The following is a 15,049-nucleotide window of genomic DNA, read 5'->3' as shown; positions in this document are numbered from 1 at the left end:
CGGCGGTCCGGCCGGGCGGCGGCTGGGTGCGGGGTGTGTCGGTCGTCATCGGCCGGCCTCGTTCCTTGGGGTCCGGGTGGGTGGAAGCGCGGAGGATACGGACCCGGACGACGGCGCCGGCCCGGGGCCGGGCACCACGGTGGTCCCGGCGGCCTCGTCGGTGAACACGTCAAGCAGCAGCGCGTGCGGGACCCGGCCGTCGATGACGTGCGCCATGCCCACGCCGTCCCGGACGGCCCGCAGGCAGCCCTCCATCTTGGGGATCATCCCGCCGGCCAGTCCGGGCAGCAGTGCCTCCAGCTCCCCGGCGGTCAGCCGCGCCACGACCTCGGTGCTCGCCGGCCAGTCGGCGTACAACCCGGCGACGTCGGTGAGCATCACCAGCTTCTCGGCGCCGAGCGCGCCCGCCAGGGCGGCGGCCGCGAGATCGGCGTTGACGTTGTAGATCTCGCCGTCGGCACCCCGGGCGATCGGCGACACGACCGGGATGCGGCCCGCGTCCAGCAGCGCGCACACGGCCTCCGGCGCCACCCGGACCACATCCCCGACCAGGCCGATGTCCACCGGCTCGCCGTCGACCCGGGCAGCACGGCGCACGGCGGTGAGCGTGTGGGCGTCCTCGCCGGTCAGTCCGACGGCGAACGGGCCGTGGGCGTTGAGGAGGCCGACGATGTCCCGCTGCACCTGCCCGGCCAGCACCATCCGCACCACCTCCATCACCTCGGGGGTGGTGACCCGGAGCCCGGCGGCGAACCGGACCTCCAGGCCCAGCCGTGCCAGCAGCGCGTTGATCTGCGGCCCGCCGCCGTGCACCACCACCGGCCGGAGGCCGGCCCGGTGCAGCGAGACGACGTCCCGGGCGAAGGCGCGCCGCAGTTCCGCGTCGGCCATCGCGTGCCCGCCGTACTTCACCACGACGGTCCGGCCGCGGTACCGCTCCGGCAGCGTCCCGGCGGCCGGGCGGTCCCGCGCCGACCGCTGTGCGGTCCCGCCGGGCGGCGCGGCGGCGAACGGCCCGGCGGAGTCCCGGACCGCGGTCGGCCCCGCCGGCGGGCCGCCGCCCGCCCCGGGCAGGTGTTCCCCGGCGCTCATGAGCTGTACGCGCTGTTCTCGTGGACGTACCCGGCGGTGAGGTCGTTCGTCCAGATCACCGCCGACTCCGCGCCGGCCCGCAGGTCCACGGTGACCGTGATCCGGCGGCCCGTCAGGTCGGCCGACTCGCGCGGCTCGCCGGGCCCGCCGTCCCGGCAGACCCACACCCCGCCCACGGCCACGTCGATCCGGTCCGGGTCGAAGCGCGCGTCGGTGGTCCCCACGGCCGCCAGCACCCGGCCCCAGTTGGGGTCCTCGCCGTGCAGGGCGCACTTGAGCAGGTTGCTGCGGGCCACCGCCCGCCCCACGGTGACCGCGTCGCGCTCGGAGGCCGCCCCGACCACCTCGACCGCGATCTCCTTCGACGCGCCCTCCGCGTCCGCCACCAACTGCCGTGCCAGGTCCCGGCACACCTCCCGCACGGCCTGGGCGAACCGCTCCGGGTCCGGCGCCGCACCGGACGCCCCGGAGGCCAGCAACAGGACCGTGTCGTTGGTCGACATGCAGCCGTCGGAGTCGACCCGGTCGAAGGTGGTGCGCACCGCGGCGCGCAGCGCCCGGTCGAGCCGGTCGGGTGGCACATCGGCGTCCGTCGTCAGCACCGCGAGCATGGTGGCCAGCCCCGGGGCGAGCATGCCCGCCCCCTTGGCCATGCCGCCCACGCACCAGCCGGGCCCCTCGGCCAGGGCCGTCTTGTGCACGCTGTCGGTCGTCAGCACCGCGACGGCCGCCCGCTCGCCACCGTCCGGCGACAACTCCGCGACGGCCTGGTCGACGCCGCCGAGCACCGCGCCCATCGGCAGCCGGACCCCGATGAGACCGGTGGAGCAGACCGCCACCTCCGACGGCTCGGTGCCCAGCGCGGCGGCTGCCCGCCCGGCGGTGCGCCGGGTGTCCTCCAGACCCGCCGGCCCGGTACAGGCGTTCGCGCCCCCGGAGTTGAGGACCACGGCGGCCACCGTGCCGTTCCGCAGCACCTCCCGGGACCAGCGCACCGGCGCGGCCTGGACGCGGTTGGTGGTGAACACCCCCGCGGCCGCGTGGGACGGGCCCTCGTTGACGACCAGGGCCAGGTCGAGCGCGTCCGGGCCCTTGATCCCCGCGGCGACGCCGCTCGCGGTGAACCCCCGGGGGGCGGTGACGGTCACGGGGCCACTCCGTTCACCGGCAGGCCGGTGTCCTCCGGCAGGCCGAGGGCGAGGTTCAGGCACTGCACGGCGCCGCCCGCGGTGCCCTTGGTGAGGTTGTCCAGCGCGCAGACGGCGACCAGCCGCCCGGCGGCCGGGTCGTGGGCGACCTGCACCAGAGCGGTGTTGGAGCCGAGCGTGGCCGCGGTGGACGGCTGGCTCCCCTCCGGGAGCAGGCGTGCGAACGGCTCGCCGGCCAGGGCCTTCTCGTACGCCGCGCGCAGTTCCTCGCCGGTCACCCCGGCGCGGAGCCGGGCCGAGCAGGTGGCCAGGATGCCGCGCGCCATCGGGGCGAGCGTCGGGGTGAAGGACACCCGCACCGGCTCACCGGCCGCCGTGGAGAGGTTCTGCACCAGCTCCGGGGTGTGCCGGTGGCCGCCGCCGACCCCGTAGGGGGTCATCGACCCCATCACCTCGGAGCCGAGCAGGTGCGGCCGTACGACCCGGCCTCCGCCGGAAGTGCCGCTGGCCGCGACGACGACCACGTCCGGGTCGGCCAGCCGCGCGGTGAAGGCGGGGAAGAGCGCGAGGGTGGCGGCGGTGGGGTAGCAGCCGGGTACCGCGATCCGCCGGGCGCCCCGCAAAGCCTCCCGGGCGCCGGGCAGTTCGGGCAGCCCGTACGGCCAGGTGCCGGCGTGCGGGGTGCCGTAGAAGCGCTGCCAGGCGTCCGCGTCGCGCAGCCGGAAGTCGGCGCCGCAGTCCACCACGAGGGTGTCCGGCCCCAGCCGTTCGGCGAGCGCGGCGGAGCGCCCGTGGGGGAGGGCCAGGACGACGGCGTCGTGGCCGGCCAGCGCCTCGGGCGTGGTGGGCACCGGCACCCGGTCGGCGAGCGCGGCCAGGTGCGGTTGCGTCTCGGCCAGGGGACGCCCGGCACTGCGGCCGGCGGTGAGCGTACCGACGGCGACCCGGGGGTGCGCGGTGAGCAGTCTCAGCACCTCGCCTCCCGCGTATCCGGTGGCGCCTGCCACGGCTACGGTGAACGTCATGGGCGTCTTCGTCCCTTCATTCGGTGGGGTCCTGCCGCCGGGGTCGCCGCCCGGTCGCGCGGCGCGGCCACGCCGGCCGGTAACCCGCCGACGAGGGGCCCGTCGTGCGGGACGGGACCGGCGACGTACCGCCGCACGTCCGGCACGACCCGAGCGGCGCCTGCCGCGTCGAACTCCCCAGGTGCCCCCGGCGGCGGGGTGTCGTCCTCGGTGGGCAGGGTGCGGGGCCCGACGGCGCGCGGATCCACGGCAGATCACTCCTCGCTGACGCCGGCGCCGGAGCAAGGGCGCCGAACAGCACACGGACGCACGCGACGGGCCGGGCGGGAAGCCGACGATGATCGCGTTCGTTTAGCTTAGGCTAACCTAACATCCCGTGAAGCGGGTCTCCCTCCCGCATGTTCCGCCCCGCCGGCCGGCCGAACTCCCCTGACCGGCCGCCCCGTTCGCGAGCCGCCGGCCGCCGCTCGGCTCCGTGGCCGAGGAGCCGTATCGGACCGGCGCGGGGTCCCCGGCCAGGCGCGGGTGCGGCGCGACCCGTCCGGTGCGCATGCGGCGCGAGGAGGCGGTGCGGACCGTGGTGCGTGGAGGGTGAGGACGGGGCGCCGGGCGGGGGCCCGGGTGCCCACCCGGCGCGGGCACGGCCGGTGCCCTCGGGGGGCAAGACCGTGTTCCGCGGCGCCGCGGGAGCGCCGTTCCCGGAGCCGGCGCCGCTGCCCGGCGGCACGTCGCGTCACCGGGATCCGGCGTACGGACCGGTATCTGACCGGGGCGTACGCCCTACTACGGCCCGGGTCGCCGCGCACGCAGCGCGGGGAGCTGACCGCTCGGCCGCCTGAGGTGCGACCCGGCGCCGGAACCGGGCGCCGCTACCGCCCGCCGCGCGCGGGAGCCGGGCGGTCCTCGGGGGCGGGCCGGGCCGCCCGCACTCTCGAAGCCCGCGCCGGCCCGGACGTGCCCGGCGCCGGCCCGGACGTGCCCCGCGCCGGCCCGGACGTGCGCGTCCCGCTTACTCGGGCTTACTCGGACTTACTCGGAGGATCCGAGGATCTCCCGGATGACATGCCGGGCGTTGGCCGAGATGACCGGATTGGTGGTCCGGTAGTACGGCAGCTGGATGACCGCCATGGACAACGCCCAGCCCCGGCTGCGGGCCCAGGTCGCGTCGTCCACGTCCACCGCCTCGCGGTACACCCGCCGCGCCGACGCGGGCAGCAGGTTCCAGGCCGGGATGAGGTCGGTGGCCGGTTCCCCCATGCCCACGGTGCCGAAGTCGATGACCGCCGAGACACGGCCGCCGGTGAGCAGCACATTGCCGGGCATCAGGTCGGAGTGCGTCCAGCAGGGCGGCCCCGCCCACCGGGGTGCCGCCAGCGCCTCCTCCCAGGCCGCGGTGATCGCGTCGGCGTCGAAGGGCTCGTCGGTGCGGCGCAGTGCCTCGATCGCCGCCCGCATCTCCCGGTCCTCGGTGATCAGCGGCCTGCCGCGGTGCGCGGGCGGGCCGCCGGGGAGATCGATCCCGCGGATCGCGACCGCGAACCCCGCGAGGTCACGGGCCACCGCCTCCGGTTCGGCCAGGTCACCCTCGACGGGGTTGCGGCCTTCGAGCCACCGGTGCACCGCCCAGTCCAGCGGGTAGCCCTCACCCGGGACGCCGGTCGCCACCACCTCCGGGACCGGCAGCGGCAGCAGCGGCGCCAGCCGGGGGAGCAGCCGTGCCTCCAGCGCGATCCCCTCGGCGCCGCCGGGGCGCAGGGGCAGCCGGACGGTCAGGTCCTCGCCGAGCCGGTAGATCGCGTTGACCGTGCCGCCGGAGGCGAGCCGGGTGATCGGCAGGTCCGCCCACTGCGGGAACTGGGTGCGCAGCAGCCGCCGGACCAGGTCCGCGTCGGTCCGCGTCTCGTCCGCGTGCATCGTGCCCATACGAAGCCACCCCTCTGATCGCGGCCATGATCATCACACAGGGGGCCGGGCCGGCGGAGTCCTTTTTCCATCGACACCGGCCGGCGGTCACACGGCCGGGTAGCGGCGGCTTCCCGGACCACCCCGCCGATCACCCGTCAGGCGCCGACGAGCTGTACGGACGCCCACAGGGCGGCGACGGCCGCGGTCAGTGCGGCGGGGGTGGTCAGCAGCCCCAGGCGGGTGAACTCGCCGAGCGCCACCCGGTCGTCGTGCTGGTGCACGATGCGGCGCCACAGCAGGGTGGCCAGTGAGCCGGCATAGGTGAGATTGGGGCCGATGTTCACCCCGATCAGCACCGCGAGCACGGGGCCGGGGCCCGCCGGGGCGACCGGCGGCAGCAGCGCGAGGACCGCGGGCAGGTTGTTGATCACGTTGGCCAGCAGCGCGGCGACCGCGGCGATCGCCAGCAGGGCCGGGAGCGAGTCACCGTCCGGCAGCACCGAGGCGAGCGCGTCGCCGAGCCCGTGGTCGACCACGGCCCGTACCACGACTCCCAGGGCCAGGACGAACAGGCAGAACCCCGGAGCGGCCGCTCCGGCCAGGCTCCGCAGCGTGGTGCGGCGCAGGCGCACCACGCGCGCCGCCAGGACCGCGGTCCCGGCGAGCGCGGCCCAGGCGGGACTCGCCCCCGCCAGGGAGGCCAGCGCGAACCCGGCCAGCGTCAGCACCAGCACGACCAGCGCGAAGCGGGAGACCGGGACGGGGGGCCCGGTCTCCGCCGGCCGGGCCGAGGGACCGGCGAGGTCCGTCCGGAAGAAGCGGCGGAACAGCGCGTACTCGACGGCGATCGCGACCAGCCACGGCAGCAGCATCAGGGCGGCGAAACGCGCGAAGGACAGCCCGCTCGCGGTGAACGCCAGCAGGTTGGTCAGGTTGGAGACCGGCAGCAGCAGCGAGGCGGAGTTCGCGAGGTGCGCGGTGGCGTACACATGCGGGCGCGGCACGGCGCCGACGCGGGCGGCGGCCGCGAACACCACCGGGGTCAGCAGCACCACCGTCGCGTCCAGGCTCAGCGCCGCCGTGGTGACCGCGGCCACCGCGAACACCCCGCCCAGCAGCGTTCCCGGAGTCCGGCCGCAGCGACGGGCCACCGCGTCGCCGGCGGCCCGGAACAGGCCCTCGTCCGCGCACAGCCGCGCGAAGACCAGGATCAGGGCGAGGAAACCGGTCACCGGCAGCAGCTCCCGGACCTGGTCCCACGCGTCGCCGGGGGCGATCACCCCGAGGCCGGTCAGCAGCGCGGCAGCGGGCAGCGCCGCGGCCGCCTCCGGCAGACCGCGCGGCCTGCGCACGGCGAACGCCAGCACGGCCAGCAGCAGGGCGAGGGACGATGACTCGGCTATGACGGTACTCAGCGCGCACTCCCGGCGACAGACGAACGACCCCACCGGACGCGGCCACGCGACACCGGACAGACTCCGTACAGGATGACATTCGCGCGGGCGCCGGCGCCGGGGCGGCCCGGCCGGCGCCCGTGACGCGACCACCACCGCGGTCGGCACACCGGAGCGGATCCGGCCCGGCGGCCCCGGAGGACATGGCACGTCGCACGGTGGGCAGGCGAGATGTCATGGGAGCACTGAGCCGATGGGAACGAGCGCTGGAACGCTGGGAGCACGCGCTGCTGGGCAGGGCGGGCCGCGGTGAGACCGTCGAGCTGCTGGAGGAGCTGCGGCGGGAATGCGACGACCACGCCGTGGTGTGCAGCGAGACCAGGGTCGTGGTGCCCAATGCCTATGACATCGAACTGGCGCGGGCGGTGCACGACGGTCTGGGCCGGAAGCGCGGGCGGGTGGGGCAGGAGCTGACGGACGCGCTGGCCCGCCATGCGCAGCGGAAGGGCTACGAGTTCGCCGGGCCGCTCACCGTCCGGGTGAGCGCCTCGGAACACGTGCCCAACGGCCGCTACCACATCGCGAGCGATGCCACGCCCCACGTCCGCGCCGACGCGTTTGCCTCCCTCACCGGCTGAACGTCCACCGGCTGAACGTCGCGGCCCGCACCCCGGCCCGGGGGCGGGCCGCCGGACGGATCCGCGGGCTTTGTCATCCTTGGCCCATGCTCCTGACCGACCGCGCACACCGTTTCGGCCTGCGGCCCCTCCGTTACCAGTTCCCGGTGCCCGGCGGTGACAGCTGGGACGACAACTGGCTCGTCGTCGCGGCGGACCTCGCCACGCCGAGCGGCCGCTGGTCCTTCACCGACGCGTGCCTGCTGGTCGACGAGGCCCGGACGATGTCCGGATGGCTGCGTGCCATGGCCGACGGACGAGTGCCGGACGCGTTGCCGGGCCCCGAGGGGCGTCGCACCCCGGACCTGGGCTTCATCGAGCCGGTCCTCGCCTTCAGCCAGGTCCGGTGGCGCGACGGCGCGGGCGTGCTGCGGGTCCACCTCTCCCCGGAAGGCGCGCCGCCGTGGCAGCGGCACGAGGAGGAGGCGGACCCGGGCCCGTACCTGGTGGAGATCGAGACGAACCGGACCGAGCTGGTCCGGGCCGCGGAGGAGTGGGACCGCGAACTGGCCCCGTTCCCCCTCCGCTGAGCCGGACCGGTCGGCGGACTGCCGGGACTCAGGCGCGGCGCCGGGCCCACAACGGGCTGACGAAGGCGATGAGCACCGCCGCGATGCCGACCTGGAACACATGGCGGATCCAGTCGACGCCGCCGGTGTCGCGCACCCCGGCGGCGGAGGCGAGCGCGTTGCCCGCGACGGCGCCGCCGATACCCAGCAGGACGGTCAGCCACAGCGGGATGGGCTGCCGTCCGGGCAGGACCAGCCTGGCCAGCAGGCCGATGACGAGCCCCGCGATGATGGCCCACAGGAACGACACGATGACTCCTTCCGTTCGTGACCCCCGTCCGTGCCACTCCGCGTGCCCGCCAGGGCACGCGGTATGCGCGGTCCGGCCGGGGCTTCCCCGCGCCGCCGGTGCGGGAGCACGGCGGCCGTCGCCGCGCCGTGCTCCCGTGCAGGAGGCGGCGCCGGCCGCCCGGGGCGGCGGCCGCGGGGGCCGGGGCCTGCGGGCGGAGCACGGTCCCGTCCGCTGCGGCCGCCCCGCGGCTCCCGGTGCTCCGGGCGCGGTGAATCAGGAGAGGACCACGCAGGCGGCGGCCGGTACCGGCACCGCGCCGGCGCGGCGCAGCCGCCCGCTCTCCGGGTCCACGTCGAACCAGGTGACGTCCCCCGACCACTCGTTGGCGACGTACAGTCGGCGCCCCGCGGCGTCGGTCACCAGATCGCGCGGCCAGCTGCCACCGCAGTCCACGGCGTCCGTGACCTGCGGCTTGTCGGCTCCGTCGGCGAAGGAGAGGGTGAGGATGGTGTTGCTGCCCCGCACCGCCGCCCAGCCGAAGCGCCCGTCGGGCGCCACCCGGACGACCGACGGACAGGGCCGTGCGCCGTCCGTACCGCCGTCCATGGCGAGCGGAACCGCCAGCAGCGGTTCGAGACGACCAGGGCCCGGCTCCCAGCGGCAGACGGTCAGCCGCGGCTCCAGCTCGTGCACGACGTAGACCGTCGCGCCATCCGGGTGGAAGGCCAGGTGCCGGGGCCCGGACCCGGCGCCGAGCGCGGTCTCGGCGTGACCGCGCAGCGCCCCGGTGACCTGGTCCAGCGCGCAGACGCGCAGCGAATCGGTGCCCAGGTCCACACTCAGCACCCAGCGGCCGCCGGGGTCCGGCAGCACCTGATGGGCGTGCGGGCCCTGCTGCCGGTCCGGGTCGGGACCGGAGCCGTGGTGCGGGAAGACGGCGGCGGGCCCGGAGAGACGGCCGTCGGCCGCCACCGCCAGACTGCTCACACTGCCCGAGGTGTAGTTGGCGGTCAGCAGCCGGCCCCCGGCGACACTGAGATGGGTCGGCCCGGAAGCGTCCACCGGGACCACCGGGCCGAGCGGGTCCAGCACCCCGGAACCGGGCCGGAAGGCGCCGACCGCACCCTGGTCCGTCTCGCTCACCGCGTAGAGCACCCCGGTGCCCGGATCGAGCGTGAGGCACGAGGGGTTGGCGAAGGGGCCGGTGGCGGCGACCGGCTCCAGCGCCCCGGTCGCCGGATCCACAGCCGCGATGGTGATGCCGTGCCCGCCGCCGGTGGTGAACGAACCGATGTACGCCTGCCTCCCGCCGCTCCGGTCCGTCCGGTCGCCGTCTCGTGTGCCACTCACAGGTTCTCCTCCGCGCCGTTGCCGATCCGGTCGGGTGCCCAACGACCCACCGGGCGCGGCGGTCACCGCGTCCTCCCGCCCGCGCCGCTGCGGCACCCGCCGGAAACCGGTCCTGCCGGCCTGGTGCGGCGGAGCGGCAGCGCGGGGCGTCGCGCGCACCCGGTCATGCCGCTTTCCGGGTGGCCGGGTGACCGGATCGGCCTGGTCGGCCGCCTTCCCGGAGCGGGGCGGTTCGTGCGCGTACCTGCCGGTTCGTCGGGCAGTCGTGGGGTGAAGACACGGTGGGGCGGTGCCGCACGGCCCCGCACACCGCGTCCGGCGGCAGGGTGAACCGTGCCGCCAGGCCACGAACAGAACGCTCCGCAGGTCGTCTCCGAACCCCGGCCGCCGCTCGATTCGGACAAGCAGCCGCGCCCGGGCAAGCGCAGCCCGAGGAGATCGCGCCCACCTACGTGTCTCTCGCCTCCGACGCCGATTCGAGCCACACCACCGGGGAAGTCATCGCCGTCACCGGCGGCATCGTCGACACCCGCTGACCCGCGGGACGGCGCAGGCCGGCGGTGTGCCGCGCCGCGAGGTCCACCGGACGCCTCACCGCGGCCGGCCCGCCGGCACCGCGCGGAGCGCCGTGTCGATCGCGTGTTCCAGCGCGTCCCCCCGGCCGTCGGTGAGGTTGCCCAGAATCCGCACCAGGACCCGCATGGTGGCCGGGGAGCGCACCGCGTACCGGGTGAGCAGGGTGAGGAACGCCGGGCGGGCCACCAGCGAGGAGAAGGTGTTGCCGAGCCGGTAGTAGCGTCCGTACCGGAGGTGCAGTTCGGTGCGGTAGCTGTGCAGCACCCGCTCGCGCCGGGGGCCCTCGGGACGGCTCAGCGCCTGGGTGATGACCTCGGCCGCCAGCTCGCCCGCCTCCAGCGCGTAGGTGATGCCCTCACCGTTGCACGGGTTGATCATCCCCCCGGCGTCCCCGACGAGCAGCACCCCGTCCCGGTAGTGCGGTGACCTGCTGAACCCCATGGGCAGGGCAGCGCTGCGCACCCGGCCGTCGGCGTTGCCCTCGTCCCGCAGCCCCCAGGCCGCGGGGGTGCGGGCCAGCCAGTGGGTGAACGTCTGCCGCAGGTCGAAGGACGGGTGGTGGTCCCGGTTCAGGATGCCCAGGCCGGCGTTGACGCGGCCGTCTCCCAGCCCGAAGATCCACCCGTAGCCGGGGAGCTGCGCTCCGCCGCCCGGCTCGCGCAGATCCATCCACATCTCCAGATAGGGGTCGTCGTGCCGCTCCGCGCTGCGGTAGTAGCGGCGCAACGCCACTCCCAGCGGCCGCCGCGGGCACCGCTCGATACCGAGCGCCAGCGCGAGGCGCGCGGAGGCGCCGTCGGCGGCCACCACGGTCGGCGCCCGGTACACGACCGGCCGCTCGTCGGCACCCGTGACGGCGTGGACGCCCCGCACCCGGCCGTCCCCGGCCCGTTCCGGCCCGAGGACCTTGGTGCCGGTGTGCAGCCGTGCCCCGGCGTGGACGGCGCGCGCCGCGAGCAGGGCGTCGAAGTCCTCGCGGGTGCGGGTCAGGCCGAAGTCCGGGTAGCGGGTGCTCTCCGGCCAGTCGCACTCCAGCCGGGTCCGGCCCGACACCAGGCGCAGTCCGCGGTTGCGCTGCCAGCCGTCGGCCGTGATGTCCACCCCCATGCGCAGCAACTGGCGCACCGCCCGGGGGGTGAGGCCGTCTCCGCACACCTTCTCCCGGGGGAGCCGGGACTTCTCCAGGAGCAGTACCCGGAGGCCGTGCGCGGCCAGGTGGTAGGCGGTGCTGGAGCCGGCGGGACCGGCTCCCACCACGATGACATCCGCATCAGCTGCCGGGACCAGCGTCACCTCGGTGGCTCCTCACTGCCCTGGCCGTCGCCGGGCCCGCGACCGGACGCGCGGCGGGCACCGGGCCGCGGCGTGGCGGTGGTGCTCCTCGCGCCGCCACCCGCCGGGCGACGCGACCTGCGTCGTGCGGGCCGGAGCCGCGCCGGTCCGGTGTCCGCCGTCCCGCGCCGCTCTCGGCTGCCGTGTGGCACGGCACTGACCACCAGGGTCGGTGCCGCGGGCGGGGCGGGCAACGCGGGGCACGCACACGGATGACGGCGGCGCGTGCAGCGCCCGCCGGGGAGGGGTGACGACCGCGCCGGCCTCGCCGAGCGGCTCGGCCCCGGGCACCGCGGGCCCGGAGACCGCGGGGGAGGGGAGGCGCGGGCCGGATCACCCGCGGGCGCAGTCGGGGCACCGGCCCCGGTAGGTCACCTCGACCTCGGAGACGGTGAAGCCGAACCGCTCGGAGTCGGGCAGTCCGGCCAGCGGGTCACTGCCGGGCCGGACGTCGCGGACGGTGCCGCAGCCCGAGCACACCAGGTGCTGGTGGGGGTGGTGGGCGTTGGGGTCGTAGCGCTTGGCGCGGCCGTCGGTGACCACCTCCAGCACCTCGCCCAGCGAGACGAGTTCGCCGAGCGTGTTGTAGACGGTCGCGCGCGAGATCTCCGGCAGCCGGGCGGTGGCGCGGGCGAGTACCTCGTCCGCGGTGAGGTGCACGTGTTCGCCGTCGAGTACCTCGGCCACCACCCGGCGCTGGGCGGTCAGTCGCCAGCCACGTCCGCGAAGCCGTTGCAGCAGGTCACTCATGCCCACCAGCCCATCTCCGCCCCGTCCGGAAAATGAATCCGTACGAGTCTGGTTGCCGTATTGACTTGGACTTGGTCCATCGTAGGATCGGTTCCTGCGAGAGCCAAGGGACAGCACGACAGCGGGGAAGAGCCTGTGACGGTTCAGGAGACGGGTCTGCTCGCCACCGGATCCGGTGCCCCGGTCGCGGAGGACCGCACGCGCGACCGGACGGACATCGGCGGGCCGGCGCCGATACCGGACCGGGTCGCGCCCGGACGGCCCGCCCCCGCCCGTCCGCGCCTCGACCGGGCGCGGGCCGGCGACCGTCCCGCCGTCGCGGTGACCGGCCCGGCGGTGACCGGGTGCGCGTGCCGTACCGTCCCGACCGTCCTGCCGGCCGTGCCCGGGAACCGTCACGCGCCCGCCGCCCGGGGACCCGCCCGCCCGGCGGCCCCGGCCGCTCGCCCCCGCCGCCCGGAGGAGCGCACCCGCGCCGGCCATCCGCACCCCGGCCGCCGGCCGTGAGGTGCCGTCGCCGGTGCCGGCCCCACGGCCGGTGAGCTGTCCCACCGGCCCGGTTCCGACTCCCCCGGCGCGTCCGCCGACGTGGCCGGGGTGATCCGCCGGGGCCCGCGCCCCGGCCGTTCCGCCCGCAGTTCCGAGCACCGTGATCCGCCTAGTCCGGAAGGATTCCCATGTCGGAGAACCATGATGCGATCGTCACAGACGCGAAGACTGAGGGCGAGGGAGGCTGCCCGGTCGCGCACGGGCGGGCACCGCACCCGACGCAGGGCGGCGGCAACCGCCAGTGGTGGCCGGAGCGGCTCAACCTGAGGATCCTGGCCAAGAACCCCGCCGTGGCCAACCCCCTCGGCGCGGAGTTCGACTACGGCCGGGCCTTCCAGGACCTGGACCTGCCGGCCGTCAAGCGGGACATCGCGGAGGTGCTGACGACCTCCCAGGACTGGTGGCCGGCCGACTTCGGCCACTACGGCCCGTTCATCATCCGGATGGCGTGGCACAGCGCCGGCACCTACCGGATCAGCGACGGCCGCGGCGGCGCCGGAGCCGGTCAGCAGCGCTTCGCCCCGCTCAACAGCTGGCCGGACAACGGCAACCTGGACAAGGCGCGCCGCCTGCTGTGGCCGGTGAAGAAGAAGTACGGCCGGAACCTCTCCTGGGCCGACCTGCTGATCCTCGCCGGCAACGTCGCCCTGGAGTCGATGGGCTTCGAGACCTTCGGCTTCGCCGGTGGCCGCGAGGACGTCTGGGAGCCCGACGAGGACGTCTACTGGGGCCCGGAGACGACCTGGCTGGGAGACGAGCGCTACACCGGCGACCGGGAGCTGGAGAACCCCCTCGGCGCGGTCCAGATGGGCCTCATCTACGTCAACCCCGAGGGCCCCAACGGCAACCCGGACCCGATCGCCGCCGCCCGCGACATCCGCGAGACGTTCCGCCGGATGGCGATGAACGACGAGGAGACGGTCGCCCTGATCGCCGGCGGCCACACCTTCGGCAAGACCCACGGCGCGGGCCCGGCGGACGCCGTCGGCCCGGACCCGGAGGCCGCCCCGATCGAACAGCAGGGCTTCGGCTGGAAGAGCGTCCACGGCACCGGCAAGGGCGCCGACGCGATCACCAGTGGGCTGGAGGGTATCTGGACCAACACCCCGACCACCTGGGACAACAGCTTCTTCGAGATCCTCTTCGGCTACGAGTGGGAGCTGTTCAAGAGCCCCGCCGGCGCGCACCAGTGGCGGCCCAAGGACGGCGCCGGTGCGGGCACCGTGCCGGACGCCCACGACCCGGCGAAGAGCCACGCCCCGACCATGCTCACCACGGACCTCTCGCTGCGGTTCGATCCGGCCTACGAGCAGATCTCCCGGCGCTTCCTGGAGAACCCCGACGAGTTCGCGGACGCCTTCGCGCGCGCGTGGTTCAAGCTGACCCACCGCGACATGGGCCCGGTCGCCCGCTACCTCGGTCCGGAGGTCCCCGGCGAGACGCTGCTGTGGCAGGACCCGCTGCCGCAGGCGACGCACGAGCCGGTCGGTGCCGAGGAGATCGCCGCTCTCAAGGAGCAGGTCCTCGCCTCCGGCCTGTCGGTGTCCCAGCTGGTCTCGACCGCGTGGGCCTCGGCCTCGTCCTTCCGCGGCAGCGACAAGCGCGGCGGTGCCAACGGCGCGCGCATCCGCCTGCAGCCGCAGAGCGGCTGGGAGGTCAACGACCCCGACGAGCTGGCGACCGTGCTGCGCACCCTGGAGGGCATCCGGCAGTCCTTCAACGCGGGCGGCAAGCAGATCTCCCTCGCCGACCTCATCGTCCTCGCCGGCGCCGCGGGCGTCGAGAAGGCGGCCGGGGACGCCGGCCACGAGGTGGAGGTCCCGTTCACCCCGGGCCGGGTGGACGCCTCCCAGGAGCAGACGGACGTCGAGTCGTTCGCCGCGCTGGAGCCGACCGCAGACGGTTTCCGCAACTACCTGGGCAAGGGCAACCGGCTGCCGGCCGAGTACCTGCTGATCGACCGGGCGAACCTGCTGACCCTGAGCGCTCCCGAACTGACGGTGCTGGTCGGCGGTCTGCGGGTGCTGGGCGCGAACCACGGGCAGTCCCGGCACGGGGTGCTCACCGACACCCCGGGGGTCCTGACCAACGACTTCTTCGTCAACCTGCTCGACCTGGACACGACGTGGCAGGCGACGTCCGAGGACCAGAACACGTTCGAGGCGCGGGACGCCGCCACGGGCGAGGTGAAGTGGACCGGCACCCGCGCCGACCTGGTCTTCGGGTCGAACTCCGAACTGCGGGCGCTCGCGGAGGTCTACGCGAGTGACGACGCGCGGGAGAAGTTCGTGCGGGACTTCGTCGCCGCGTGGGACAAGGTGATGAACCTCGACCGGTTCGACCTCGTCCGGTCCTGAGCCCGCCGTCCGGGCCGGCCGCACCGGCCGGCCCGGACGTCCGTGCCCCGCGCCGTGGTGGGCGTTCCGGCGCGGACATGGTGCCGGCATCCT

The 15,049-nt window shown here is 75.5% G+C and carries 12 protein-coding genes; 3 read left to right on the top strand and 9 right to left on the bottom strand.

The annotated features are described in order from the left end of the window. Nucleotides 1-45 precede the first annotated feature (45 nt). The 5 genes from argB to ACH4B3_RS22440 all read right to left on the bottom strand — a co-directional run bounded on the left by argB (nt 46) and on the right by ACH4B3_RS22440 (nt 6,618). Nucleotides 46-1,092: an acetylglutamate kinase gene (gene argB, locus ACH4B3_RS22460; RefSeq protein WP_398465271.1), complete on the bottom strand. Its 1,047-nt coding sequence runs from the start codon at nt 1,090-1,092 to the stop codon at nt 46-48. Further along, nucleotides 1,089-2,240, bottom strand: coding sequence for a bifunctional glutamate N-acetyltransferase/amino-acid acetyltransferase ArgJ (gene argJ / locus ACH4B3_RS22455; protein ID WP_398465269.1), 1,152 nt, complete (start codon nt 2,238-2,240; stop codon nt 1,089-1,091). The genes argB and argJ overlap by 4 nt, the downstream gene beginning before the upstream one ends. Continuing rightward, a complete protein-coding gene (argC, locus tag ACH4B3_RS22450; RefSeq protein WP_398465267.1) occupies nt 2,237-3,265 on the bottom strand; it encodes an N-acetyl-gamma-glutamyl-phosphate reductase in 1,029 nt (342 codons plus the stop codon). The genes argJ and argC overlap by 4 nt, the downstream gene beginning before the upstream one ends. 1,029 nt (nt 3,266-4,294) lie before the next feature. Beyond that, nucleotides 4,295-5,179: an aminoglycoside phosphotransferase family protein gene (locus tag ACH4B3_RS22445; RefSeq protein WP_398465388.1), complete on the bottom strand. Its 885-nt coding sequence runs from the start codon at nt 5,177-5,179 to the stop codon at nt 4,295-4,297. A 146-nt stretch (nt 5,180-5,325) separates the two neighbouring features. Beyond that, a complete protein-coding gene (locus tag ACH4B3_RS22440; RefSeq protein ID WP_398465265.1) occupies nt 5,326-6,618 on the bottom strand; it encodes an SLC13 family permease in 1,293 nt (430 codons plus the stop codon). A 182-nt stretch (nt 6,619-6,800) separates the two neighbouring features. Here ACH4B3_RS22440 and ACH4B3_RS22435 point away from each other — a divergent pair, with 182 nt between their 5' ends. Next, nucleotides 6,801-7,202, top strand: a complete 402-nt coding sequence (locus ACH4B3_RS22435) for a DUF3662 domain-containing protein (protein WP_398465263.1) — start codon at nt 6,801-6,803, stop codon at nt 7,200-7,202. A gap of 86 nt (nt 7,203-7,288) precedes the next feature. Continuing rightward, nucleotides 7,289-7,771 (top strand): hypothetical protein, encoded by a 483-nt coding sequence (locus ACH4B3_RS22430; RefSeq protein WP_398465261.1) that lies wholly within the window; start codon nt 7,289-7,291, stop codon nt 7,769-7,771. A gap of 28 nt (nt 7,772-7,799) precedes the next feature. Here ACH4B3_RS22430 and ACH4B3_RS22425 read toward each other — a convergent pair whose 3' ends face one another. The 4 genes from ACH4B3_RS22425 to ACH4B3_RS22410 all read right to left on the bottom strand — a co-directional run bounded on the left by ACH4B3_RS22425 (nt 7,800) and on the right by ACH4B3_RS22410 (nt 12,050). Then, a complete protein-coding gene (locus ACH4B3_RS22425) occupies nt 7,800-8,060 on the bottom strand; it encodes a GlsB/YeaQ/YmgE family stress response membrane protein (RefSeq protein WP_398465259.1) in 261 nt (86 codons plus the stop codon). A 255-nt stretch (nt 8,061-8,315) separates the two neighbouring features. Then, nucleotides 8,316-9,392: a lactonase family protein gene (locus ACH4B3_RS22420; RefSeq protein WP_398465257.1), complete on the bottom strand. Its 1,077-nt coding sequence runs from the start codon at nt 9,390-9,392 to the stop codon at nt 8,316-8,318. Nucleotides 9,393-9,983: 591 nt separating this feature from the next. Further along, complete coding sequence (locus ACH4B3_RS22415; protein WP_398465255.1) at nt 9,984-11,261, bottom strand: geranylgeranyl reductase family protein; 1,278 nt, start codon at nt 11,259-11,261, stop codon at nt 9,984-9,986. 372 nt (nt 11,262-11,633) lie between these two features. Beyond that, nucleotides 11,634-12,050 carry a Fur family transcriptional regulator gene (locus ACH4B3_RS22410; protein WP_398465253.1) on the bottom strand — a complete coding sequence of 139 codons (417 nt, stop codon included), beginning with the start codon at nt 12,048-12,050 and terminating at the stop codon, nt 11,634-11,636. A 677-nt stretch (nt 12,051-12,727) separates the two neighbouring features. On the opposite strand from ACH4B3_RS22410, the gene katG reads away from it, so the two are divergent. Next, nucleotides 12,728-14,956, top strand: a complete 2,229-nt coding sequence (katG, locus tag ACH4B3_RS22405) for a catalase/peroxidase HPI (RefSeq protein ID WP_398465251.1) — start codon at nt 12,728-12,730, stop codon at nt 14,954-14,956. Nucleotides 14,957-15,049: the final 93 nt, after the last annotated feature.

The organism is Streptomyces sp. NPDC018031, from assembly GCF_044327625.1.
Lineage (GTDB): Bacteria > Actinomycetota > Actinomycetes > Streptomycetales > Streptomycetaceae > Streptomyces.
This window is presented reverse-complemented; position numbering and strand designations above follow the sequence as displayed.

Coding starts and splice junctions, on each gene's coding strand:
- argB (WP_398465271.1), bottom strand. CDS start 1,092: ATGAGCGCCGGGGAACACCTGCCCGGGGCGGGCGGCGGCCCGCCGGCG.
- argC (WP_398465267.1), bottom strand. CDS start 3,265: ATGACGTTCACCGTAGCCGTGGCAGGCGCCACCGGATACGCGGGAGGC.
- ACH4B3_RS22445 (WP_398465388.1), bottom strand. CDS start 5,179: ATGCACGCGGACGAGACGCGGACCGACGCGGACCTGGTCCGGCGGCTG.
- ACH4B3_RS22435 (WP_398465263.1), top strand. CDS start 6,801: ATGGGAGCACTGAGCCGATGGGAACGAGCGCTGGAACGCTGGGAGCAC.
- ACH4B3_RS22430 (WP_398465261.1), top strand. CDS start 7,289: ATGCTCCTGACCGACCGCGCACACCGTTTCGGCCTGCGGCCCCTCCGT.
- ACH4B3_RS22410 (WP_398465253.1), bottom strand. CDS start 12,050: ATGAGTGACCTGCTGCAACGGCTTCGCGGACGTGGCTGGCGACTGACC.
- katG (WP_398465251.1), top strand. CDS start 12,728: ATGTCGGAGAACCATGATGCGATCGTCACAGACGCGAAGACTGAGGGC.